22 protein-coding genes are annotated in these 25,357 nt (G+C 35.3%); 10 read left to right on the top strand and 12 right to left on the bottom strand.

Annotation, left to right across the window (positions count from 1 at the left end; all coding sequences use genetic code 11):
• Positions 1-77: 77 nt before the first annotated feature.
• Together NEF87_RS11560 and mutS are read right to left on the bottom strand one after the other, a co-directional pair.
• Positions 78-1,172 carry a DNA methyltransferase gene (locus NEF87_RS11560; RefSeq protein ID WP_457919931.1) on the bottom strand — a complete coding sequence of 365 codons (1,095 nt, stop codon included), beginning with the start codon at positions 1,170-1,172 and terminating at the stop codon, positions 78-80.
• On the bottom strand, positions 1,172-3,880 hold the full coding sequence (mutS, locus tag NEF87_RS11555) for a DNA mismatch repair protein MutS (RefSeq protein WP_457919930.1): 2,709 nt from the start codon (positions 3,878-3,880) through the stop codon (positions 1,172-1,174). Before mutS ends, NEF87_RS11560 begins: the two co-directional genes overlap by 1 nt.
• Positions 3,881-4,125: 245 nt before the next feature.
• Between mutS and NEF87_RS11550 the strand changes: the two genes are divergently transcribed.
• A complete protein-coding gene (locus NEF87_RS11550) occupies positions 4,126-4,926 on the top strand; it encodes a DUF72 domain-containing protein (RefSeq protein ID WP_457919929.1) in 801 nt (266 codons plus the stop codon).
• 41 nt (positions 4,927-4,967) lie between these two features.
• On the opposite strand, the gene NEF87_RS11545 is transcribed toward NEF87_RS11550, so the two are convergent.
• Entirely contained in the window at positions 4,968-5,834 is an 867-nt protein-coding gene (locus NEF87_RS11545) for an EFR1 family ferrodoxin (RefSeq protein ID WP_457919928.1), read from the bottom strand.
• Between the two features lie 106 nt (positions 5,835-5,940).
• On the opposite strand from NEF87_RS11545, the gene NEF87_RS11540 reads away from it, so the two are divergent.
• The 5 genes from NEF87_RS11540 to NEF87_RS11520 all read left to right on the top strand — a co-directional run bounded on the left by NEF87_RS11540 (position 5,941) and on the right by NEF87_RS11520 (position 11,967).
• Positions 5,941-6,405 (top strand): hypothetical protein, encoded by a 465-nt coding sequence (locus tag NEF87_RS11540; protein WP_457919927.1) that lies wholly within the window; start codon positions 5,941-5,943, stop codon positions 6,403-6,405.
• A gap of 239 nt (positions 6,406-6,644) precedes the next feature.
• The gene (locus NEF87_RS11535) at positions 6,645-8,579 is read left to right on the top strand and encodes a bifunctional acetyl-CoA hydrolase/transferase family protein/GNAT family N-acetyltransferase (protein ID WP_371806715.1); all 1,935 of its coding nucleotides are present in this window, start codon (positions 6,645-6,647) and stop codon (positions 8,577-8,579) included.
• Positions 8,580-8,784: 205 nt separating this feature from the next.
• On the top strand, positions 8,785-9,696 hold the full coding sequence (locus NEF87_RS11530; protein WP_457919926.1) for an alpha/beta hydrolase: 912 nt from the start codon (positions 8,785-8,787) through the stop codon (positions 9,694-9,696).
• Between the two features lie 106 nt (positions 9,697-9,802).
• Positions 9,803-10,579 carry a nucleotidyltransferase domain-containing protein gene (locus NEF87_RS11525; RefSeq protein WP_457919925.1) on the top strand — a complete coding sequence of 259 codons (777 nt, stop codon included), beginning with the start codon at positions 9,803-9,805 and terminating at the stop codon, positions 10,577-10,579.
• A gap of 17 nt (positions 10,580-10,596) precedes the next feature.
• Positions 10,597-11,967 carry a BNR-4 repeat-containing protein gene (locus tag NEF87_RS11520; protein ID WP_457919924.1) on the top strand — a complete coding sequence of 457 codons (1,371 nt, stop codon included), beginning with the start codon at positions 10,597-10,599 and terminating at the stop codon, positions 11,965-11,967.
• A 252-nt stretch (positions 11,968-12,219) separates the two neighbouring features.
• Here NEF87_RS11520 and NEF87_RS11515 read toward each other — a convergent pair whose 3' ends face one another.
• The gene (locus NEF87_RS11515; RefSeq protein ID WP_457919923.1) at positions 12,220-13,188 is read right to left on the bottom strand and encodes a hypothetical protein; all 969 of its coding nucleotides are present in this window, start codon (positions 13,186-13,188) and stop codon (positions 12,220-12,222) included.
• Between the two features lie 251 nt (positions 13,189-13,439).
• Positions 13,440-14,120, bottom strand: coding sequence for a PKD domain-containing protein (locus tag NEF87_RS11510; RefSeq protein WP_457919922.1), 681 nt, complete (start codon positions 14,118-14,120; stop codon positions 13,440-13,442).
• A gap of 521 nt (positions 14,121-14,641) precedes the next feature.
• Here NEF87_RS11510 and NEF87_RS11505 point away from each other — a divergent pair.
• Complete coding sequence (locus NEF87_RS11505) at positions 14,642-16,078, top strand: deaminase domain-containing protein (RefSeq protein ID WP_457919921.1); 1,437 nt, start codon at positions 14,642-14,644, stop codon at positions 16,076-16,078.
• 32 nt (positions 16,079-16,110) lie between these two features.
• Here the strand turns inward: NEF87_RS11505 and NEF87_RS11500 are convergent, their stop codons facing one another.
• The 4 genes from NEF87_RS11500 to NEF87_RS11485 form a co-directional block, all read right to left on the bottom strand.
• Positions 16,111-17,079 carry an N-acetyltransferase family protein gene (locus NEF87_RS11500; protein WP_457919920.1) on the bottom strand — a complete coding sequence of 323 codons (969 nt, stop codon included), beginning with the start codon at positions 17,077-17,079 and terminating at the stop codon, positions 16,111-16,113.
• Between the two features lie 216 nt (positions 17,080-17,295).
• Positions 17,296-17,994, bottom strand: coding sequence for an ankyrin repeat domain-containing protein (locus NEF87_RS11495; RefSeq protein WP_457919919.1), 699 nt, complete (start codon positions 17,992-17,994; stop codon positions 17,296-17,298).
• Between the two features lie 230 nt (positions 17,995-18,224).
• A complete protein-coding gene (locus NEF87_RS11490) occupies positions 18,225-19,331 on the bottom strand; it encodes a DUF362 domain-containing protein (RefSeq protein ID WP_457919918.1) in 1,107 nt (368 codons plus the stop codon).
• A 93-nt stretch (positions 19,332-19,424) separates the two neighbouring features.
• Positions 19,425-19,961 carry a winged helix-turn-helix transcriptional regulator gene (locus tag NEF87_RS11485; RefSeq protein WP_457919917.1) on the bottom strand — a complete coding sequence of 179 codons (537 nt, stop codon included), beginning with the start codon at positions 19,959-19,961 and terminating at the stop codon, positions 19,425-19,427.
• A 110-nt stretch (positions 19,962-20,071) separates the two neighbouring features.
• Between NEF87_RS11485 and NEF87_RS11480 the strand changes: the two genes are divergently transcribed.
• The gene (locus tag NEF87_RS11480; RefSeq protein ID WP_457919916.1) at positions 20,072-20,452 is read left to right on the top strand and encodes a VOC family protein; all 381 of its coding nucleotides are present in this window, start codon (positions 20,072-20,074) and stop codon (positions 20,450-20,452) included.
• Between the two features lie 97 nt (positions 20,453-20,549).
• Here the strand turns inward: NEF87_RS11480 and NEF87_RS11475 are convergent, their stop codons facing one another.
• Positions 20,550-20,975, bottom strand: coding sequence for a MarR family winged helix-turn-helix transcriptional regulator (locus tag NEF87_RS11475; RefSeq protein WP_457919915.1), 426 nt, complete (start codon positions 20,973-20,975; stop codon positions 20,550-20,552).
• A 199-nt stretch (positions 20,976-21,174) separates the two neighbouring features.
• On the opposite strand from NEF87_RS11475, the gene NEF87_RS11470 reads away from it, so the two are divergent.
• A complete protein-coding gene (locus NEF87_RS11470; RefSeq protein ID WP_457919914.1) occupies positions 21,175-21,570 on the top strand; it encodes a hypothetical protein in 396 nt (131 codons plus the stop codon).
• A 220-nt stretch (positions 21,571-21,790) separates the two neighbouring features.
• Here NEF87_RS11470 and NEF87_RS11465 read toward each other — a convergent pair whose 3' ends face one another.
• Together NEF87_RS11465 and NEF87_RS11460 are read right to left on the bottom strand one after the other, a co-directional pair.
• Positions 21,791-22,426 (bottom strand): hypothetical protein, encoded by a 636-nt coding sequence (locus NEF87_RS11465; protein ID WP_457919913.1) that lies wholly within the window; start codon positions 22,424-22,426, stop codon positions 21,791-21,793.
• A 139-nt stretch (positions 22,427-22,565) separates the two neighbouring features.
• Positions 22,566-24,695, bottom strand: coding sequence for an aldehyde ferredoxin oxidoreductase family protein (locus tag NEF87_RS11460; RefSeq protein WP_457919912.1), 2,130 nt, complete (start codon positions 24,693-24,695; stop codon positions 22,566-22,568).
• Positions 24,696-25,000: 305 nt separating this feature from the next.
• Here NEF87_RS11460 and NEF87_RS11455 point away from each other — a divergent pair, with 305 nt between their 5' ends.
• Positions 25,001-25,342 carry a thioredoxin gene (locus NEF87_RS11455; RefSeq protein ID WP_457919911.1) on the top strand — a complete coding sequence of 114 codons (342 nt, stop codon included), beginning with the start codon at positions 25,001-25,003 and terminating at the stop codon, positions 25,340-25,342.
• Positions 25,343-25,357 lie beyond the last annotated feature (15 nt).

Raw genomic sequence — 25,357 nt, 5'->3', positions numbered from 1 at the left:
AATAACCGTTCTTTCTAAATTTAAATATTCATGATTTTGATTCAAGATCCAATCAAATTGATATAATAATATAATGATTATCTGGAATTTTGAAATACTAAGCAATAATGGTGGTGGACATTGGAGACATATGTCGTGGGATAACCCCAAATTCCAGCAAATTTCTGATCTTGGCACCAAATAAATTCTTGTCGCAAAATAAAATGTTCTTTCATGTGATTGGCAAAATCCCATGCAATGGGGCGCATCTCACCATCTTTTGGCCGACAATTCTGGAGAATAATCATGAGATAAGCTTTTGGCTTTAATAGAGGTTTGAAACTTACGAATAAATCAGTGAGTTGAGATAAATATCCAGCAAGATCGTCAATATTCCCGTAATCATGTTGAGATTCACTGTAATACTCGTCTAATCCCTTTTCCACCCTTTGCTTTAAAACCGATTTGACTCCACCTCGGGATTTTTTGAGCATGTTCCAATAGGGAGGGGATGTAATCAGAAAATCGATGGGAGGGGTGTTTTGATCTTGCCATAAAGAAGTGGCATTCCGTGCATCTGAGTTGAAAATATTCCATTGGAGATCTTTGGGTATGTTTTCTTTACGTTTTTTATCTTTGTTCAGTATTTTCGAAATTCGTGATTGGGCAAATTCACAGTACTTAGGGTTGAGTTCAGTCCCAAAACAATTCCGTTGGGTTGTAAAACATGCTTCAACAGTACTACCAATTCCCATGAACGGATCCATAACCCATTGTCCCCGTTTAGTAAAGTAGGATATGAAAAATTCTGCGAGCGAAGGAGGAAAACTGGCGGGATGATCTTTGATCTCCTTGGTGATACTCCCCGGCCTACCATCCACAACCACCCAACTTTTTGTATGTTGAATCCATTGTTTCCCAGAGAGATCATTAAGGGTATTCCGATCGGTATGATTGCCCTTATCGGTAGCCAATTTTTCTAATAATTTCAGATCATTCGCCAGTTTTCGAAATTCACGCGCCGCTTGCGCTAGATCTACTTCATGAAATGATTTTAACCCCGCTTGTAATGTTTTTTGGAGTTCTCCCTGTTTTTGGTGTAAGAGATCGCGATATTGAGTAACCAAGGCTTTTTCTTTTTCTTCTTCCGAAGAAAATTTTGACCGAAAGCTGAAGGAATCTGGAGAGGTCATTAGTCACCCGAGCTGAGTTTCCGTTTTAATTTAATAAGGGCCTCAAAGGCTTGAATGGGGGTCATATGATCTAAATCCAAGGATCGGAGGAGAATCACCAGTTCCGAATCATCGTAACGTTTGACTGGGAAAAGGCTGGTTTGGACCCTTTTCCGCTTTTTGGAGATCGATGTTGCCTCAGATTTTTCAGGTTGTTTTTTTACGATGGGTAAGGTTTTTTGCCCTTTGCTCTCTGGAGTTGGTTTTGTCCGAGTAGGTGTGTTTTTAGGAGTTTCTCCATTGAAAGTTTCTTCCATTAGATCGAAAGCTCGATCTATAACACGGGCAGGAAGTCCTGCCATTTCTGCTACATGGATACCATAACTCTTATCCGTTCCTCCATCGGTTAATTGGCGAAGAAAAACTAATTCGCGGGAATCCTTCTTTTCAATGATTTTAAAATGATAATTGTGCACCCGGGGCATATCTAAGTTGATTAATTGGTGAAAATGGGTGGAAAAGAGGGTTTTCACACCATAATCATGGAGATATTCCAACACGGCTTGTGCAATGGATTCGCCATCCACCGTGCCGGTCCCCCGTCCTAATTCATCAATAATAATCAAACTGCGATTCGTGGTATAATTGAGAATATGGGCCATCTCATTCATTTCTAACATGAATGTACTTTGACCGCGGGTTAAATCGTCTGATGCTCCGATACGGGTGAAAATTCGATCCACTAACCCAATTTCTGCTGATGTGGCGGGAACATAACTTCCGATCTGACTCATCAAGACGATAAGTGCCGTTTGGCGTAAATAAGTTGATTTTCCACTCCAATTAGGACCCGTGATAATTAAAATTTGTTCTTTTTCGGTATCTAATAATGAATCATTGGGAACATAGCGTTCCTTTGTATTAATTTGTTCCACAACTGCATGACGGCCTTCTTTTATTACAAGTCGTGTGTGAGATTCTATCTTGGGCTTGCAATAACCGTAATTTTGGGCATTCTCCGCAAAATTACTAAGAACATCTAATTCTGCTACAATATCAGCATTTTGTTGAATCGCTAAAGTTTCTGCTTGCACTTGAGCTCGTATTTCTTGAAAAAGTTCGTATTCTAAATCCTTGACATTTTCATCTGCTGACAGAATTTTGGCTTCCATTTCCTTTAAACGGGGGGTTTCATAGCGAATTCCACTTTTAATAGATTGACGTTGGATATAATCATCTGGAATGGTGATCCCCTTCATTGCATTTTCGGTAATTTGGATAAAATATCCGATCACTCGATTATAGGAAATTTTAACCCCTGCACTGACTCCTAACTTTTCTTTTTCCGAGGCTTCAAATTTGAGAATCCAACTTTTACCATTTTGTAAGATATCTCGATATTCATCAACCTGGGCATTATAACCATCCTTAATGATTTTTCCTTCAGTAATCGTATTGGGAGGCATTTCATGAATTGCTTTCCCAACAAGTTCGATGATATGATCAAAACTGGCAAGTTGGGCAATAATTGAGGTTACCAAGGGATTATCGTAGGATGCAAATTCTTCTTTGATTTCTTTAATTATCTCCAAACCATTGCGAATCTGAAGTAAATTTCTGGCATTGACAGTATTGGAATAGTTAATACGAGAAATTAAACGACTTAAATCACCAATTTGACCTAAAAATTCGCGCAAAGTCAGGCGAAGATCATAATTTTCAATGAAAAATTGCACAATCTCTTGACGTTGTTCAATGGTGGCTTTTGAGAGAAGTGGTTGCACAATCCAAGATTTTAATAGCCGAGTACCCATTGGAGTTTTTGTGTCATCTAAGACTTCGAATAAACTCCCAAAACTACCACCATCACTCTGATTGCGTAATAATTCCAAATTCTTTTGGGAGTTGATATCCAAGAACATATAATCTTCGTCTTGGAGATATTTGATCCGCTTTAAATTATCTAAGGATTCCCGTTTCTGTGCATCTTTAATAAAAGAAAGTAGTCCTCCCGCAGCACAAATGGATAATTTTTTATCATCGATTCCATATCCAGTTAAATTTTGGACTTTAAATTGTTTTAAGAGTAATTCTCGGGCAGTGGAGTAGTTAAAATGGTAGGGCCCATGTTCCTTGATAATCATGCTGGTGTTTTCGCGGAGTTCTGCCATAAAAGGAAAATCTGCTAAAATTTCGCTAGAGAGGATGCATTCGACGGGTGAATATCGAGCAATATTTGACCATAACGCTCGGATGGCATTTTTTCCAAAGAATTCGGAAGTAAAGAAATCCGCACTAGAGAGATCTAAAAAGGCAACCCCATAATTTTTCTTTTCTCTATATATAGTGCAAATATAGTTTGAGGACTTGCTCTCCAATAGATCATTATCTATAATGGTGCCAGGGGTTAAAATGCGAACGACTCCTCGCTTGACAATCCGTTTCGCTTTTTTCGCTTCTGCTGGGGATTCCAATTGTTCAACGATGATCACAGTTTGCCCTTGTCCTACGAGTGTTTTAAAATGTTGAGTCGCTTTATGGGGGATGCCTGCTAGGGGGTGCCGGCTTGGCCCACTTCCACGTTTCGTGAGCGTTAAACCGAGATATTTTGAGACATTCACTGCATCATCATAGAAAAACTCATAAAAATCCCCCATTCTATATGCGAGCAAGTAATTATCGGGATACTGTTTACGGATACTATACCAATGTTTGGTCATTTCCGGCATTTTCCCCGATTTGAACAGTTCTTCAGCGGTAAGTAATTTATTATCTTTGGGTTCTGTTACTGTGATTGCATTTCACCTAATACTTCAGAAAAAGATCTATTCTTGATCTTATTTTGCAATATAAAAAAACAGCCATAATGGCGGATTAATATATTGGATTCTATTTTTAAGGGAAAAAATTGTTTAGATATATGAATCCGAAGTGTTTTGGAAGCAATTTTCTTAAAGGAGAAAGGAAGAAAGAAATGACAACAATACGGGTCGGGACGGCTGGGTGGTCATACGACGATTGGAAAGGTCAATTTTATCCAAAAGCTTTGAAAAAATCCGATTACTTGTCTTACTATGCCAAATTTTTTGATTTCACCGAAATTAATTCCACTTTTTATGCGATTCCGTCTCAATCGACTTTACTGTCATGGAAAGAAAAAACTCCAGATCATTTCCGTTTTGCGGTCAAGATGTGGCAAGAAATAACTCATCGCAAAGGAAATGGGGATTTAGAGCAGGCAGTGCAGCGTTTTTTCTCTTCTCTCAGTGTTCTTTCCTCCAAAATTCAAACTTATCTACTTCAGTTCCCTCCCCGGTTTGTGGAATCTATTTCCCATCAGAAATTCCTAACCACCTTAATTCATCTTCTACCAGAGCGGAATCATTATGTTTTCGAATTACGCCATAATTCCTGGTTCGTTCCTAAAGTTTTAGATGATCTTCCATTAGATGAGCGGTTTTCACTGGCGACTACTTATATGCCAAATTTATCTTCCTTTTATAAATCATCTCAATCATTTCAGTATATTCGCATGATTGGGGATCGAAGTTTAACCGATTTCTCTCATCTACAACGAGAACAACCAGAAGAATGGCATGATTTGATCGTGAATGTGCAATCACTAAATAATAATCCCTCTTTAACGGATATTTTAGTCATTTTCAATAATCATTTCCGGGGTTTTTCTCCCCGTGATGTAAATGATTTCAAAAAGGCTTTAGGTCTTGGACTCAAAGAATTCAAAAAATTTCGGAGTTTGGATGATTTCTTCTAATCTGATTGATCAAATAACATAGCTCTTGTTATATAGGGATTCTATTCGTTTAAACCGAAATATTTCGCAAACCTTTTGAAAAATCCTTTAGTTTCGGAAGAAAGGAAATCACCCTTTATAGAGGAGTCAGTAATAATCGGCTTAATATTGTATCCTCTCTTAATTTCAAAAAATCTAAAGATTCGGGGGTGGATCGCATTTACTGGGCAACTATAGATACATCGCATGCACAAACTGCATTGAAATTTAAACTTGATTCGGTCATTTTTTCTTATGATATTTTGCATTGGACAGCCCAAAATGCACGCTCCACAGTTTGTACAGTCCAATGAGACTCGGAAACATTTTCCTACAATTTTTACTCCCAGAGATTCCATAGTGCTGAACAAAAGCGAGAAGATTGATTTAAAAAATCCTAACTTTTGAAGGGATCTTTGACCAGCAAGAATATTTTGAACTTGATTTCTTGTATCTACTTCTGCCAATTGATATAGTTGTTTAACTAACTTTTCATCATAACTTACAACTACATTTGCGGGCATAATTTCTAAAAATTCATAAAAGACATCAAATTCCTTTTTTTTAAGTCGTTTTCTAAGTAGTGAAGTTGGTCCTCCTAACCACAAAGGATCTCCAGCAGTTTTAAACAGAAACACCCGTTTCCTCGTATCTTTTCCAAGGATCTGAATAAATTGATAAATTAAGCGGGGGGCATTTAGAGCGTGAACAGGATAGCCAATTCCTACCATATCATAGTGTTTTGTATCAAACATCATGGCTTCTTTTAAAAGATCTTCAATTTTATGTAAAACAACAATATGATTTTGATTCTTTAGCTCTTGTTTAATAATTTTTGCGACAATCTTTGTATTTCCAGTTCCCGAAAAATAGAAGATCCCGACCTTCATCAATATTTTTTAACAAATTCTTACTATTAAGATGAATGATATTTTTTTTGTCCTGAGAATAATCACTAAAAGTAATTTTATATAGAAATTTAAATAAAGAATAGCTATGAGTGAAAAAACTACACCAGAAATAAACGAATTAAAAGTAAAAAAAAAGAAGAAGAAATTGCTTGGATTTCCAAAGATTATTTGGAATCAGCTTTCAATTCTTAACGAAAGTTCCTATTTTAAGGAAATTTATGGTGAAGATCATTTTAACTTGCTGCTGATTGCTACTGATGATAGACGAGCTGCCATTGTGCGTGTCAAAGATGGTACTGTAGCTATAGAACAAGTGAAGAATAAGCCTGAGTTTATTGATCCCGTAAAAAAACAGATCAAACCCCGCCTTACTACTGATATTGAGACCTTTTTTGGATTTGCAATGGGCAAGGTCCATCCTGTGAAAGCGATTCTTACTGGAAAGTTGAAAATTCGGAAAGTGAAAACTGTGCTTCGGTTTACCAAATTTCTTGGTGTAGCAGCTCATGAAACAAAAAACCGAAATGCGGTAGAAAAAAAAGAGGCATAATAAATTCTTTCTTTCACTTTTTCAAAATATGTATTAAGAAGGAGTATTCAGTTCACTAAAAATTGATAATTTGGACCTATTTTTTTGCCTAATTGAGCTTTTTGGAGTTGCTTTTTTATGAAAATACTCAAAAATTCCGTTTTTTTTTTGTATCTAGGGATAAATGGGGGGTGCGATTCACTATAAAGTGGAAAATTTACCTCAATATCTTTAAGAACATTGACATTATTGAGTTACTCATGGGGAAATTTGCTTTCGAAAACTGGAGAGAAACTTATAAAGAAAAAGAAATCCAACCTGAAGGATTGATTGAAATTATTGAGTCTGGATCCCGAATTTTCTTTGGAAGTGGAGTGTCAGAACCTTTGGTTTTGACAGGAGAACTCGAAAAAGCGAAATGGCGGTTTCATGACTGCGAAATTGTTCACTTCTTCTCCCTTAGTGATCGCAAATTCTTTGATGATACTAACCCCAGCAATTTTCGGCATAATACTCTGTCAATTATTGGAAGTCCTATTATTCGCGAGGCTATCAAAGAAGGAAAAAGCGATTTTACTCCTATTATGTCTTCGGAAATCCCTCGGATGTTAGCGGGAATGCGCAACCGCATTATTGTGGATGTGGCTATGATACAGGTGTCACCTCCCGATCAAAATGGCTACTGTTCTTTGGGTACTAATGTTGATATTAATAAAACCATGGTGGAAGTGGCAAAGACTGTCATAGCACAAATTAATCCCCAAATGCCCCGAACCATGGGGAATTCCTTTATCAAATTTAGTGAAATTGATCACTTCGTATATCATGATTCACCATTGATTGAGTATACCCCTTATAAATTCGATCGATCACCTGAAACTCCTGAACAACATGCTCAAAATGAAAAAATCGCCGAATATGTCTCACGTCTGATTGAGAATGAATCCACTCTCAATTTAGGATTAGGAAAAATTCCTTATTTGCTTCCTAAGTACTTGATGGATAAGAAGAATCTGGCTATTTATAGTGAGGTTTTACCCGAGAGTATTATTCCGCTCATCGAAAATGATGTAGTTACTTGCTCGAAAAATTATTACCCGCACTGTATGACTTCAATGATTGTGGGAACGGATAAATTTTACAAGTTTGTTGCGAATAATCCTTTTATTGAATTCCAATCAACCGCATTTATTACAAATTTGATACGAATCTCCCGGAATAATAAATTATGCTCCGTTTATGGAGCTATGAAAGTAGATTTGATAGGACAAGCCACCAATCATTTAAAATTTACTGCTTTTGAAGGAATGGGAGGGGAAGCAGATTTCATGCATGGGTCGAATCTATCAGCACGAGGTCGGTGTATTATTGCTCTTCCAAGTACTACCAAAAGTGGTAAATCGCGCATTCTTCCAATCCTAACCTATGAACCCATCAATCTACGAACTGTCGATGTACATTATGTTATCACAGAATATGGGATTGCTTATTTACGAGGAAAATCGGTCAGAGAACGGATCCTCCAAATGATTGGGATTGCTCATCCGAATTATAGACAGGAATTATTGGAAACGGCTAAACAATATAATTATGTTTATAAAGATCAACGCCTTCCAACCACAAATGATGGAGTTGTCATTATTTATCCTGATATATTTTGGGAATTTCATACATCGGAAAAGGAGACCATCTTCTTCCGACCTGTTAAACCCACCGATGAACGGATGGTGCAAGAATTTTATTATCGCTTAAGCCCCGAAGATCGGATCTTGCGATTTTTTACCTTTCAAAAGAAATTTTCTCATAAGCAAACACAATCTCAAATTATGTGTGATTATCAAAATTCAATGGTTATCATTGGGTTTTATGGTCATGAAGAGGATGAGCGCGTCGTATCAATCGGAACGTATTTTTTGCATAAAGACACTGGTTTAGTAGAAATTGCTCTAACCGTGGAAGAAGAATTTAGGGGACAAGGTATCGCCCGTCATATTCTTTTAAAGTTGATAGAAATGGCACAACAAAAAGGTTTCATTGGAATGTGTGGAGACGTCTTGATTTCAAACAAACCAATGATGCATCTTCTAAAATCTTTGCCTTACAATACGGTATTTCGTGGATCGGGGGAAAGCTTAGAATTTTATCTCAAATTTGCGGAACTTAATCCGAGTTATAAGAAAGGCAAAAAGAAGTAATTTTTCTAGCTTAATAATAATTATTCTGAATTTTTTTTTTACGAATTAAAAGAATGCAGATTCTTTGCATAAGTCACCAAAAATATCGGATGCTGTTGGTGACATTTCCGCAAACTGAATTTATTTGAAATTTTTTTAATATTCAACAAATTTAATACGTTAGTTACATTTTTAAATTAGACGTGCCTAATATATGATGTTAAACATGGTCAAGAAAAAATCATCCTACATTCCTCTGAAAATCAATTCATCATCATTGAAGGATGCATCCTTAGCACGATATAATACGTTAATTTCTTTTTATAATAACCATCCTTTATCTTTTGTTGAGTTCAATGGATATCATCTTGATTATATTGCAGCGGGCTCAGGAAATCAATCAATACTGATCTTTCATGGAGCTTCCGGAAATGCTTATACGACTTACGAAATAATTTCCAAATATGAATCACAATACCGAGTGATCGCCCCTTCTATCACCCAATTCACATCAATTGACGATTTATGTGATGGTATTAATTTTATTCTGGATAGAGAGAAAGTTGGAAATGTCATAATTAGATCTGGAAGTTTTGGAAGCATGGTAGCTCAAGCGTATTTTCACCGAAATACTTCCCGGGTTGATGGAATTATCCTTGCTAACAGTTATCCTCCCAAAACAGAATGGAATAAGAGTTACAAACAGATGGTAGTTCTTCTAAAAATATTGCCAGAAAAGATAATACGAAAAGTAGTCGCTCGCAAATTGCTTAAATATTTTGAAAATGTGCCTGAAAACTTAACTCCCGATCAAAGGGAACAATTTTCATTTATGAAGGCCTACTATGTGGAGTTATTCAAGCAAGTACCAAAATCCGTGATAGTGTGTCAATCTCTCTTAACAAAGTTGTGGAATTATAAAGATTCTGCAATCACACGAGATTATTCAAATTGGAACGGAAAAGCTTTGATTTTTATGAGTGCAAATGATTCTGGATATCCTTATTTGAAAGAGTTTGCAGCACCATTTATTGATCCGCATATTCATGTCTTTAAAAATGAAGGACACCTTGTGTCTTTCACTCAAGAAGCTGAATACGATGGAATTATTGATGAATTTCTTAAATCTTTAGTGTAATCATGGATAATTTTTTTTCTTCAAAGACTATAAGCACATCAATAACTTTCAAAAATCTCCCCAACTCTTTCTAAAATCTTTTCTTTTTCCTTTAATTCTAAAGATTATGGGTGATCTTCAACCTTGGGAAAAAGCGTTAAATAAATTTCTCACAAAATGGAAATATCAACAAAAAACGGTAGGTGTACTTGTATGTGGGAGTTTTATTACCGGAAGCCCGACAAAACAATCCGATCTCGATGTTCATATTGTTTTGAGTGCTGATACGTCTTTTCGCGAAAGAGGTAATCAGATTGTTGATGGAATCCTCATTGAATATTTTGCAAATCCTCCCGCTCAAATCGAGCAATATTTTAAAGAAGATTTTGAGAGTTATTCTCGTGTCGCGATGGTCCAATTTCTTACTGGATACATTATAAGTGACCCCCATGGGATAGTACACCAGTTAAAAGTCAAAGCCAAAGAATGGTTTGATCGGCCCCTGCCCTCTCTGAATGAATCCATGCTTGAGTTGGAAAAATATAGCCTTTGGGATATGCGCGATAATCTTATCGCCTTGAATGCTGGAAAATCACCGAGTTTCTTTTGTAGCTTTCATTACTATTTATTCAAATTAGTTGATCTTTATCGGAAATATCTCGGTTATGATGTGATCAAACCAGATAAAATCTACGAAATCTTTACATCACAATCTTATCGCCGGAAATATCTTCTTCCTCCATTTCCTGATGAAGAATTTGGTAATTTAGTTGTTCAAGCACTACAAGTCACTTCTGATGGTGAACGGGTAGATATTTTTACTGAACTGGTCAATCATATTTTCAAGCAATGGAAAGGTTTTACTATCCATGGATGGGAATTTCATTCTCCTTTATCTATTTAAGATTCTTAGTGATTAATATGAAAAATAAAACTTGGAAAAAGAAACTTATCCTAACAACTATATTGATCTTAATTGTGGGGAGTTTTTTCTCCTTTGGTTATTGGTGGATTTTCCTTCGGGGAACATATTCTGGTTTTGATGATATTCAACTCGAAACAGGGGATCTTTCTATTAATCAGTTTGCTAATTATACGGTCAATGGCTATGCACGCCAAAAAACTCAACTTTCTTCGGGAGTGTATTCAGATACGGTTCAGAAAACCTTCATTGTTTATTCTTCAGGCAAAAATGGGACGTATTCGGCGTGTGCTCCTTTCATATCCTGTTATGATCACAAGACGAATAGCTGGGAAGATCCGGTTAAAATAATGGATTCACCTGTGGAACCCGATGCTCACAATTATCCCCAAATCATCTATGATCAACAGGGATATTTACATGTATTCCATTCGTTTCACGGAAATCATCCTGTGGTCCATGCGATTTCAAAAACTCCCCATTCCATAAACGCTTGGAATATTGAATATCTTCCAAATAGTACCGGGGTGACTTATGGTGCCGCTTACCAAGCACTAAATGGTGACATCTATTTTTTAGGACGGGTTAGGCTCGGTTCCACTCCCGATTATGAACCTGAATTTGTTTGGATTTCCCGCGATAATGGTAACTCTTTTGAACGGAGAATATTGATCAACCCCATTCCTTATGATGATAATTGGGGGACTATTTATACTAAAGCGGTGAAATATTCAACAAATCCTGAAGGCCTATTAATAACCTTTGGTTTACATAAGCTTCATAATGCATTTTTTGATGATCATTATTATACCTTTTACGATTTTAACACCGAGCATCTGTACTCTGCAGCGGGAGATGATTTAGGGACTTGTGTTAATCGAAGTGAATTTGAAGCATCGTGTTTCCTTTTTGAGTATGGGTACGATGTTGATTTCTTCAATACGCGGATGGCTGCGAATTTTCAGCAAGATGGATCTCCAGTCATTTTCTATAATTTTAAACAATCGGATGGAGAGGATATTTTAGCTCAAGCTCTCTGGGATTCAAATACTCAGAAATGGCAAATAACTCATTTTGAAGATTTAACCGACTTGTATCCCCAAGAATTGGAGATTAATAGTACAGGGGGTTTTGTTTTGTACGCTTTTCTATGGGGGCGGGAATTTCATCTGTTAAATTTTAAACAAGATGAGTTTCGAGAGCGGAAACAACTCTTAAGGGTGGAACCTATGTCAATGAGTATGTCTAACTTAAATTTCATTTCAAATGCACACCCTGATTTGAAAGGCACCTTTTTCATCGAAGAATATTCCAATTGGCGAGAACCCCGCTTTTGGGGGCAATATTGTGCTTTTAATCTCAAAATTTAAGTTATTTTTTCCAACAGGATTCTGATCTTTCGTTTTTTTGTTTAGCTAAAATGATAATCGAATTGATCTTCTTTTTCCCAAAATATGAATCAGTTCAATTATATATTGCACGAAAATGTTCGAATTATTCATATGAATCGATAATTGAGCCCATTTCTAAGTAGAAACAAAAATTTAAAATAATAATAAAATAAAACTTTAAAAAATATGTAAAAGAAAAAAAATAGGAAAGTGTTAAGAAGAAAAACTATTTTATTTCTTCTTTTTACTTGCTACAGCACAAATCACAATAACAATTAATAATAATGCACCAACACCTATTCCAGCCGCTAATAATCCATCTAATCCCGTTAGATCCTCGAGTTTATCAAATATTGGTTGGACAATATCCATTATTCCCGAACTAGCGATTTCTTCCGGATAGACTAATTCTTCACTTGTAACACTTCGGGAAGTATCAGTATAATAGGCCGCGCTGGTCTCGTTAAATTGTTTGCTTGTTAATGTCATATCATAGGATGATGTAGTCATTATCTTCGTCGTATCATCGAGAGAAATGGAATAATCAACTTCAATCGATAAATTCTTCCAAACATTTGGTGTCGATACCTCATTGTATAATCCATAACCCAAGGTTAGTGAACCTTCAATAGCATTTTTAGAGGCTGATGTAATCGTTGATGAGTTGGACGGAACTTTGATAGTCGCAGTACTAAAAGCAGCAGTTAATGCAACAACAAACGCGAATATTAAGAAATCATAGGAAGATGCTGCAAGAAAATCCAATAAGAAGTCTAGCTGTTCGGTTTCATTTAGATCATCTATAATGGTCAAGTCAGCAGTGTCTAAATTTGCAAATCCACCAAAATTGTTTTTTGGATCAGTATTATTTAGGATCAAATGTTCATCCGTATTCGTTTCATTCCATTTCACAACCCATAATTCCTTACCTTCATAAGCTGTAATATTCGCTACATAGTCATTATAGGTCACATCAGTTGTTTCTACCAGAGTGCTTATCCCAGTAACATTTATTAATCGATAATAGGATTGATTTTCTGCAAATCCATCTGTACCGGTGTAAGTTTTAATCACTTTCCATACATATGAATCTCCAGGAGAAATTGCAATCCCTGGTATTGTCTCTGCATTTGCAATTGGGGCAAAACCAACGATCAAAATGAGGGATAACGCGATACCAAATTTTTTTTTATTTTCCATTGTTATCAAGAAAACACATCGCCTTTTTTCTATATTAATGTAGGGGTCAATTTATTAACTAAATTTAGATAACTTTCAATAGAGACGATTTGAGGGTTTTTAGTAAACCTATATAATACTGAAGAAAACTGGTAAACTCTACTATACTTATTATTGCTAATCATCAGCATCGTAAAGTCATAAATGTTTCTTCATAAACTTATGTGGAAATAATAAAGTTGAAAAAACGATTATTTTTTTACACTTCCTCCTTATTTCTTTGCTTTAATCCCTCCCATTGCGATTGAAATTCCAACCAAAGTTCCTCCTAAGATAAATAATCCTAAGAGAGGATAACTAGAAATATTTCTGGCAGCATTTTGATCCCTATAATCTAATGGAATCGCTTGACGAATACTTTCTCTAATCGTAATTAACTGCGTTTCCGAATCCCAGTCGCCGTCGAAATCGATCACTATTAATGAAACTAAATAATTTCCAGGGGTTGAAAATATATGAGAAGGGTGTTGTTGTGTGCTATTCGATGTTCCATCGCCAAAATTCCAAATGTATTGAAAGGGTAAATTGCCTGAAAATGTCTCATCAGTGAATTGAATTTCGGTATCTGCAATGAGATCTTCGTTTTCGATTGAAAATTGTACAACGGGTATTTTATATCCGGGATAGATTAAAGGGTCTTGAGGATCTAAATTAGTGTACACTTGGTCACTTTCCTCAGATAGAATTCTATATTTTTCATTGTTGAATGGATTTCTCGTGGTAATCCCTATTTCCCCTTTACTAAATGAATTTTTGCTATTCGAATCAATAGGATCTTGAAAATCAAGGCTTTCCAAAATTCTATTATTAGTACTTGTTATGAATCCGGTTCCTACGATCACATAAATGAAAAATAAAATTGTTACATCAAATCGTTTTGTTCTCCTGATCATTTTTGAATGAAAAGTAGGTCAGATTTATTAAAATCTTCTTCTTGATTTTTGATTGGAATTTGATATAAAGACTTATCCATTCCTCTTAAATTTCATTTCCATCATAATTTCTATAGCTGATCCATTATTAAAAAAAAGGGGAATATTATCAACTCGGACTTTATGGGTGTTTTAGTGAAAAATTAAATTGATGGCGGTTCCTTTTCAATGTAGATGAATGATTTCAAAATCTTAATATTCTTAAATGGACCCAACTAAATTTTAAAGGAGTAGATTGCTGGAAAAACTAAGAATATCTCGACTTGCTTCTTTAACGAGATTTGAACTCGAAATTTCATCGCCATCTCACACCTAACTAAAAATTATCCTTTATTTAACACCCAAAATTTCTTTAATAATCTATGAATTGATTTAGCATTGGATGTAACATCTTTAAAGAAGTCTTGAGTTAATTTTGGAAAAGATTGTAATTATATAATTTAACTCCGCTTTGAAATTTCCCTTTAAAAAAACGATTAATAATGAAAAATACTCCCTCGATTGATGAAAAAGAACAATTGTTCAACTTTTTAAGTGAATCTACCTGTCAAAATGAAAATGTCTATTTTTTTGACTCAATTTTTTATTTTACAATATTTCCCGGGTTGGAGCCAAAGAGATGTGTTCAAGTTATTCAGAAGACTGTTCGAGAAATTAGGAAAGATGGGGAGTGCTCAGTCCCAGAAAATCTCTTTAAGTTCTTCAATGCTCAACAACGCCGTAAAAGGTTCAATTTATCTCCAGGTTGCCTGATACGAATTGATGTTTACTCCCGTGCTTCGCTGAAGTTAATAGGACGCTTTGATCCAACCCCTGCGATAAAGATTACTACACAAGATTTGGGAACATATTTCAATACAGAGTATCTCATCCATTTTTATGATCCACACCCGATGCCTAAAGATTTTGTTCATAAAAATGCTAAACTCGAGAATCTTTTCACCCTTGATAATATTTCAATTGGTTCTAACATCTCGAGATATCAAGGATACCAAATTTTCAATACGATTAAGAATACAGAACTTAAATTGTATAAGAGGGATAATGATTACGTTAATCTATTGAATTGGCACCAAACTATTCCTCAAATAAGGAATACCCAAACGGGAATGCGAGGGACTACATTACATCTTTCGATTGGAATATACAAAATCAAAATAGGCAACCGGGAAGAAGTAGAAGGTTATCTCATTTCTTTTAATGATAAAGGACCGATGGTTATTCTTGATGGAAAGAAGGTTGTAAGTTCCAACTCCAGTTATCAACTTGAACTCATAAAACAGCTTCATGAAATGGAGACTAAAGGGTCTGTCACTGAAAAATGCATCAAGCCCAAGAATGAGGAAATCGTTCCACACATCTCTTCGCTTTGGTTTGAACAAGATTTGGTCCCCATTTTCACCCCTAATCTTGTTTTACATCCCCACGATGTCAAAGCTAATCCGAAAAAGAAGAATAATTACCATAGTGAATTTAAAATACTCAACAATTTTGTTAGTCAATTGGGTCTTTTAGAGCATGAAGATAAAACTGAAATAACGGGGGAACTATTTATTCTATCTGAGAAAACTCCTTGCTATGGATGTTTGGATGTACTTTGGAACCAATTCAATGAACTTTTTCCCAATATAAACGTTAAATATAATTTTGTTTATGGATTTCGAGCATCAAAAGATGGATTTCAAAAAATCGACCCTACTATTGAGAATTCTCCAATAATCGTCCCAAACACTCAAGAAAAAAGACAAATGGGATTTTTACGACATTCTGAATTTCTTCTCACAGAAATTCACGAAGCAGATGTAATCGTATCTTATTTATCCTCATTTGAACGATATGCTGAAATGAAAAAATACATCGCAAAATATTCTGATTTTGCTGAAACTTTTAAGAAATTTGCTTTTCCGTTTGATGAATAAAAAAATATCCGTTTTTTTTTGACCTCGAGAATCTATTCTATCCTATCATCAATTTTTCTGATTCCAGAATAGCAAATTGGTTGAAAGTATCTTAACCAGAAATTATATGCTTCAATATTTTGGGATTCAAAATCTACGACACATCGTTTCATATCTTTTTTTTTGCCCCATTCTATTAACTTATTTAATACCAAGGAAGCGATCCCTGAACCCCTCATTTCTGGTAATGTATACCCAAAATTCACACCTAAAGTGCCGGTATCTTGAACAACTTCACATCCTGGTCCTTCATTTAGCATGGCTCTAATAATGGACACTATTTTGCCCTCGTGTTCAGCCACAAATGTTATTCGATTACTTCCTAAGAAATCTTTCTCAATCTCCTCCAGAGATTTTTGGGAAGGCGATGAATATAAGAAAGTAGGAGCATCTCGTAGGTGTTTATAAATTAATTCATTGAAATGCGAAAGAATCCTCAAATCCTCTTTTTTTGCTTGTCTGATATAAAAGGCAGGGTTATCATTAATTTTTAGAGGTGTTAAAGTGCGATAACCATCAATAACAAGAAGTCCAAAACCAAATTTGTGAAATTGCGCATTTAATTTAACATCTTCTCCATAATAGGTTATAAGATGTGTATAAATTTTTTCAGCAATCCATATTTTAGATAGATGTGAATATAATTTACTGTAAATTTTTTCCTTATCTTTCGTATTTATTGAACCGTGTGCCCATTCTGGAATATATACTCCCATGGATCTCCCTTTTAAATTTGGAATATTTGCAAAACCTGTTAAATAACCAATTAATTCACCATTTCGTACGGCAACAAAAGAAGGATTCTCTTTAATGATATTTCCTAATTTCGAGCCAACAAAATATAAATCACCATACTTCGAAGGTAAATCTAAATAGGTTTTACCTAAACGTTTGTATCCTTCCACAAATAATTTTGCTGCAGTTTCGACATGTTCTGGTTTAAAATTAAATACTTCAATCACTTTTTGATCTCCATTTCCTCATTTTTAAAAAAATCTGCATAGATTATTCCAGAAAGTGGGGATTCTTCTTCCACGCTATTCCTTTATTTAACGAATTAAATAATAACGCGTGGAGATGGAACAAAAAACTACTGGTGTCCAATATTCTAACTTTTTTCGATGTTAGACATATCAAGATGCCGCTCTTAGCAGGTTTAACCTAATGTAACTGGATCACTAGTGTCTAATTTTTATCATTTTTAACATTTCCTTATTATCCAATTCTTGGATTATTTCTTTTATTGATTTTTGATCAGCATTTCGCTTTTCCAAGTCTACATTGAAATCCAAAAAAACTTGAGTCGCATCTACATGATTATTCATGATCGCGTAGAATATGGGTGTATTACCCTTATTATCTTGCAGATTTGCATCTGCTTTAAGGTTGATGAGTAATCTTATCATCTCGGGATGACCATTATACGCTGCATAGTGTAAAGGTGTAAGTTTGTTTGATTCGAGGATATTGATATTGATTCCTGACTGAAGAAAATATTTAACCACCTCTGCTTGATTTTCATAAGCGGCTAAATGGAGGGGTGTCAATCCATCTAAGGTTTTTGCATCGAGCTTAACGTTTTGATTGTGGAAATATTTTACAATATCTAATAATCCTCGGGCTGCTGCATAGTGCAATGGGATTTTTTGATCAAGATTTTGTTGTGTAATATTCCAACCTTTATTTATCAGAATCCATGCTATTTCATGTAAACTTTGAGTTAAGGCTAAATGGAGCGCTGTATATCCTTTTTCGTCAGTGAAATCATCCATAGATGAGTCCTTTTTAGGCCAATTTTTTAGCATTCTGTCAATTTGGGAGATATCTCGTTGATTAATAAGATTAATTAATTCTAAATTTTGTGCTTCTAAAACCATACAAAAAACTCTGTGAATACCTATTTAAATTTTTAAGTATAAAAATTTTATAAATTACTACTTCTACAAGAATTTGCAAGATAGCTATCCACAATTGAAAGTTTTCACTTTGATGGATGCTTTTATGTTGGGTAATCTTGCATAAATACAAATTTCGTTTTTAATAGAAAAAAGGAAAAATATTCTGAATTAAAAAAAAACATAAGTTCTTTTCCAAACAAAATTGTAAATCAGAGCTTAATGAGTTCGTAATCTTGGGAACCTAAGCCAATTTCTTCACCATAAGACAGTTGACGTTCTCCAATTGTATTTTCGGCCAACCCTTTGAATTTATCTGCTCCGGGTTCGAGATTACATTTCAATAAGGACTCTTTGTTTCCTTGGGCTTGGTTCACAAGATCATAGCAGGCTTTATCAAGAGCAACAGGGTCTTTTGATGCTAAAATGCCAATATCTCGAACAATCAAGCGTTGCGACCATGCAAAACAATCGCATTCCGGGGTAATATTGATAGCAAAATTGATGAAACCAATTTTTCCCTTCTTCTGTTTATAGGCACCATAAGCGTATTCGGTCAATCTTTCAATGAATTCTGGAAGATCTTCATCCCAATCGACCATCATTGCCTTCTCGGGACAGTGGGTCACACACTCATTACAGCCAATGCAATTTTCAGAATTAACTTCGGCTTTCCCGTCAACTATTTCAATGGTGGATACAGGACAGACATTCGCACAAGTTCCACACCCAGTACATTTTTCTTCATCGGCGAAGGGTCGTGTATTGTGTTGATCTTTTTTACCTGCGACAGTGGCGCATCCCATGGCTAAATTTTTTATCGCTCCCCCAAACCCTGCCATTTGATGTCCTTTGAAATGTGATGCTACAATCATACTGTCGGCTTGCACAATATCACCTGCCAGTTTTACTTTATTAAAATGTTTCTTATTGATTGTTACTTCTCGCTCGTTTCGTCCAGTTAAACCATCTGCAATAATGATTGGGGCACCTACCACGGCTTCAGTAAAACCATGGGATGTGGCTGTTAAAAGATGGTCAACAGCATTTTTTCGCGCATAACTATATAATGTATTTGTGTCAGTGATGAACGGATTTCCTCCTTTCTTTTTCACTTCGTCGACAATAGTTCGGATGTTCCATGGGTGAGTGAATGTTGTGTTTCCCTTTTCACCAAAATGAGTCTTAATAGCAGTTAAGTCTTTTTTTGTGATCGCGTCGCCCAATCCGGCAGCTTCAAAAAGCCGTACAATTTTATTTTGGAAGCGGTCCTCGAATTCAGGGGCTTCCATTCCAATATAATAGACTTTGCTTAGCATGATAGTAAGGAAAAAAACATTCCTTTTTTATCTTTCCACTCGAATGTTAGAAAAAAACTGCAAGTTCATCTTTTGCTTCAGTTTATAATTCATTTATTGATTGAAATTGAGTAATATTGGAAAAAGGAGGTGAAATTTTTTCTTAATTTGATAATGACTGGTAGGAGGATATGCTGAGGTAGTTGTTCGTTCTAAAAATTCTTCATTTTCAAGCTTTTTTAATGCAATTGTTAAGGATCGGGACGTTATGTTATCTAGTTCCTTCTTAATTTCTGAAAATCGTAATTTTTTATTTTGAATCACCAGTAAAATTGGTACGATCCATTTTGTAGCCAGAATGTGTTGCATATTCATTTCAATTAAAGAATCATAAAGATTTCTACATTTCTCGGAAATAAAAAATGCGTTTTCATTGATAATATATTCTGGTCTTAAAGGATGACCATATCCAGGATTTTTTTTAATGTAATTGCTTTCTTCTAAAACTTGAAGGGTTTTACTCAATACCGATTTATTAATTTTCAATTTTTTATGTAAATATATGTATTTTACTCCATTATTTCTAAAAATTTCTGCAATGATGGGTATTGCCCAACGATAATGGAGCAATATAATATTACTTATAATCATAATCTTTATATAGTCTGTAAAGTATACAAAGTATAAAAACCATACTATTATCATTTTCAGAATTTAATCGATGGGAAAATGATGTAGTTAAAAAAATGAGGAAAAAAACTATGTTAAACTCGGAAAGTATTGATGGTACACTTACGTGTGCTCTTGAAGTTCAGGATCTTGATGCTTCTATTGAATGGTATTCAAAATCTCTAGGTTTTGAATTGATTTATCGAATGGATGAAATTGGCTGGTGCGAGATGAAAACTCCAATAGAAGGAGTGAATGTCGGGTTATCGCAAGTAGAAAAACCTCAAGTAAAAGGCGGAGCTACACTCACCTTTGGAGTCAAGGATATTGATAATCTTTCAAAAAAATTTAAATCTGCTCAAATTCGACTTGAAAGCGATCCGTATGTGGTAGCAGATATGGTAAAATTGGTCACTTTTTATGATCCTGATGGAAATAAATTCATGTTAGCCCAAATGCTGAAGGAAATGTAAATTGGTAATTAATATTCTTTTTTTATTCAAAATTTTTATCTTCATATCGTATTGCTTAGATATCAATAATTTATGATGTCCTCTAAGGAAATTTCTTTCATTCTTCACCGATGGAGTTTAAAATCTTATCAAATAAAGCAAGAAATGTTTGTTGTTCTTTCATGGAAAGGGGTTGGATCAATTGCTGAATATGGGCTTTTAAATGTTGATTGAGGTGTTGGTGGATTTTTTCTCCCTTCTCAGTTAGAGAAAGTGCCATGTACCGACGGTTGGTAGACGACGTTTCCCGATTGATTAGCCCATCTTTCACTAAACCATTAAGGCGACTTGTAGCGGTACTGGGAGGAATCTGAAGAAATGATACAATGTCCTTAATTGTACAATCGGATTTCGATCCAATTAAGCCAATAATAAATAGATGCTTTTTTATTTTGATAAATTCTTTGTTGTTTTCTTCTTTAGCAAGAAATTTATTGACTGTGATACCCGCGAGTAGAAAAGCCTTATTCATATTTTCGAACATTGATATCCCCATTCTAAAATTATATTCTTTCTTAAAATTGATAAGGAAGGAATTAGCTTTTGAAGGAATTAGTCGATTTTAATGTTTCTGTTTTCATATATTTCCAAATTCGTAATGTTGAAATATATCAGAAACCATAATTTATTATTGCGAAAATCGTAATTTACGAAATACGCAATTTATAATTAGGTGCTTTTTGATGTTTGAAACCAAAAAAAAAAAAATTAAGTTGACCAAATTTCTATTTTGGAAAGGTTGCATTGCAGATTTTTTTGCTGCAATATTTTTGTCATACGAAGCTCTTACTGGAACTGGTGTGTTCATTGCTGTTGAAAATTCGTTGGCCTACAAGTACTCAATGGGGTTTGCTGCTACCCTCATGTGGGGATGGACACTCTTACTCTATTGGGGGACTCGAAAACCAATTGAAAGATCTGCTCTTCTAATAATTACGGCTGTTCCCGTCATTTTGGGGCTCATCCTAAATGTTATGATTTATACTTTCAACGCATTAATTCCTTTATGGATTATTTTAATCTTTATCTTCAGTGCTTATCTATATGGATTTTATAAGACACGAGATTTAAGAAAATAGGTAATTTTGAACTCAACATGCTATTTTCCCCTTTTTCTTTAATATTTTGAAATAATTTTAAAAATTTATTCTTTTAATGTTTGGATTAAAAAATACTTGATAAAGAAGAATAAAAACAATAATTGAAAAAATGATAATTTGGAAAAGATGATTCACAGATTTTTTAGAGTGAAATAGGCATTATGAAGCCTTCATTGGATGTTTTTGAATTTTAAATATGCTAATCAAAATGATATCCTTTTTCTTCCCATGCCTTACGAATCAACGGATTCCGCTTCATAAATTCGGCTCGAATTTTCGGATCTACTCTATTGATGGGACAGGCAAAATTGACACACGCATTACACACTTTCGTTTGAATTAATAAGATCCAGAGTGCAAATAATGCCACATATATAGCAAGAACGACATAAAGTTTTCCAATAATCATGAAGGGGATTGGAAACCCTGCAAAGAGCGCAAAACCCGTGAAAAATTGGATTTTTTCACTGATTGTTAGAGGTCCTGGATTGTAAGTTCCAGTTTTCATTTTTCCTTTATCAATCGGGCAGTTTAAGGTTTTCTCATTGGGATTGGCGTAGTAGACGCAATGGTTACACAACATATGGCTTTCCCAGACATTGAGAAAGAAAAACATGTATACTATCCAGCCAATTAAACTCACTAATTTTAGGGTTAGTGATAAAGCTGAAAAGCCAATTGTTAATCCCGCAAACAACATGGGAATGAACGATGCTGCGTACATCAGACGATATTTGGAAGTATACCGGCAAAATATGTGTTGGCAAACTTCACAGCCTTCGCAATTACTTTCGTCTTTCCAAATACATATTTCTTTATAGTTCGTGGAAGACATAACTGGAAGTATTTCAATACTGATTAAAATTTTTTGATCTACTGCACTTTTGAATTATATGTATTGAAAAAGTGGTCATAGATTTAATTGATAGTGGAATAAAATAGCAAAAAAGGATTAAAATAGTTAATTGTGAAGATTAGCCTCCGCGAAGAGGTGTTACATCTGGGCTAGACTTCACCGATTTATCTCCCGAAGAGAGATATTGATTCACTAGTGCTTCTGGGGCGCCTGTACAGTGTTCTAAATCGGATACGAGTGCTTCCAATCCTAATTTTTCAAGGGTTGACTTCTTTGGGACGCCATTTGTTTCAAATCCCATCCCTTCATAATAACCCTGGGCCATTATTTCTAAATCGACAGAAATTTTCTTCAAAGGCCCCTTTTCTAAGGGTGGGTTGCCAAGCGTACGTTGATTGAGTTCATGGCGAATTGCTCCTTCTCGCGCATTAAACATTTGGCGCAATGTTTGGATTCGTTGTCCCGTTGTCAAAATTTCTTCCGCTGTGAATTTCCAACCAAAAGCCGCTTCAATCATTTCCACAAATGGATATCTGCCGAAGTTATTCCCGAAAATGCAAAATCCGAGGGTCTCGATCAATTGATGGACTTTAACTACATCTGCCGAGTGAAATCCTTTTTGATAGGGATCCTTGGAGTTTTTAAACTCGACTTCCTTCAAGAAATAGTTTAGTCCCATTCCTCCTTCAAAATCAATGGTCCCCGCCGTATGTCGTCCAGGTGTTGGATCGGTCAAATAAGTTAATCCCAGTCCTGGATCCAAACGGAGATCGTGCATTGGAAGTTCTTGGCCATTGGAGGTAATCGCATAGGCAGCAGTTTGTGGAAAATGTTGTTTGATCATATACAATCCATCAGCAAGTTTATCTCCTAAGCCTTCCCGATTAACTATCATTTTCAGAAGGGGTAAAATAAATTGAGATTCTCCCCAGCTAGGAAGAAATCCATCGGGATAGGCATTGCACTTGAAATCGTCTTTGGTAAATATTTGGTTTTCGACACATTCATGCACATATGCGACGATATTGCCTGCAGAAATTGTATCCATCCCAGTTCGATTCAAATACTCGTTCGCTTGCATTAACACATCCAAATCATAATTTAAAATAAGCGATCCAAAGGCAGCGCACGTTTCATATTCGGGACGATGAGTTTCTTTATCATCATAAGGTAATTCATCATGTTCGAGAATCGCTCCGCATCGAACGGGACATGAAAAACACCCATATTGGCGTTTCATTTTGGATTTCAATGTTTTTCCTCGAAAATTCATTGCTGATTTCCATGGAAAATCTTTGTATCCGACTCCTTTATAGTTCTTGACTGGAGAATCACCATTTTGGGATGATAGGACATTCACCATGGTGGTACCCATCGCCGCTCCTCCAAACCCATTGGAAACAATTCGGGACATTAGTGGCCCGTCTCCGCCAATTGGCATTTTTAATACTCGGATTAAGGGAGTCATAACATCAAACATGGGAATCATACCTCGGATCATTTTGGATTTGAGTTGAGACTTAATTTTTTTGTTGTATGCCTTACTAAGTTCAAGCATGTGAGGTTTTGCTGCAAAGTCAACCTTAGTATTTCCCTTTAGACAAAGAGCTTTTAAATTCTTTGACCCCATGACTGCACCTAACCCACTGCGGGCAGCAATTCGTCCCTTATCATTCACTATCCCTGCAATTAAGGATTTATTTTCACCTGCTCGTCCTATCGAAGAAACTTTTACCGATTTCCCATGCCGTTCTTTCAAAATTTCTTCCGTTTCAACACAATCTTTTCCCCATAAACTGGCTGCGGATTCTAAAGTTATTGAATCTTTTTCAATTAGCAAATAAGTTGGATTCGCAGCCACCCCTGTAATGAAAATACCATCAAATCCTGCTTTTCGAATCGCTGGTCCGAAGGTACCACCTGAATTTGCATTTCCCCATCCGCCAGTACATTCTTCTCCATTTGTTCGCTTTCCTTTTCCTGTAAGCGGACTTTTTCCACAGACAATAAACCGCCCAGTCATAGGAGCTACAGAACCTGTTAATAATCCTGGAATAAACCCGAGAATATTATCAGGTCCTAAGGGATCGCATCCTGGCTTAATATGATTGTATATATAATAGGCACCCAGCCCATATCCTCCCAAGTATTTCCGATATAATTCTTCAGAGAGGGATTCGACCTTAACAGACTGATCGGTTAAATTGATGTTCAATATTTTACCTGTTACACCGTACATTATTATCATCTATATGCTCTTTTTCTTTTTATACATGCTAGTCCATATTTTCCTAAAATCAGTGACCTTCCCAAATTTTGTAAAATATCCCCTTTTTTAAAATTCTCTGCAGTTTTAAGGAGTTTGAATTAAAACCTTATTATTCCAACTTAAAAGTGTCAATAAGTGGATATTTTCCAGAAAAGAATATTGTGGATTAAAAAAATTCTTTTGATGATTGAAGGTTGTGAAAAAAAAAAGCACATATTTAAATACTATAAATATTTTTAATGGTTAAGGGTGTGCATAATTATTGCACATACAAAGTGTGGAAAATGTTACAATCTCAATTAAAACATATTATGTCTAAAGATGAACATTCAAAGTTCATTTCAGAAAACAAAAATGCTGTGGTCGTATGTGGCCGAAACGGTCCTATGTGTCTTCCAGTTTATGGTGTTATGAAAGCCTTGGAACCTAAATTTGAAAATATTGCGTTTAGCGATTTTGAGTTCGATAATCCCGATGCTGCAGTTATTCGAAATTTACCGGAAGCTCAAAATTTTCGGGGTCTACCTTTCACAATTTACTATCAAGATGGAAAAGTCGTTAAAGCAACTTCCAGTATTCAGTCTGCCAAAGATGTTAAATCGATTTTGAAAGAAGTGTATGCTTAAGTTTTTTTTTTTGAA

The sequence above is a fragment of the Candidatus Lokiarchaeum ossiferum genome (genome assembly GCA_025839675.1).
In the GTDB taxonomy this organism is placed as follows: Archaea; Asgardarchaeota; Lokiarchaeia; order Sigyniarchaeales; family Promethearchaeaceae; genus Lokiarchaeum; species Lokiarchaeum ossiferum.
Note: the sequence above shows the minus strand (reverse complement) of the source record. Positions and strands in the feature narration are given on the sequence as shown.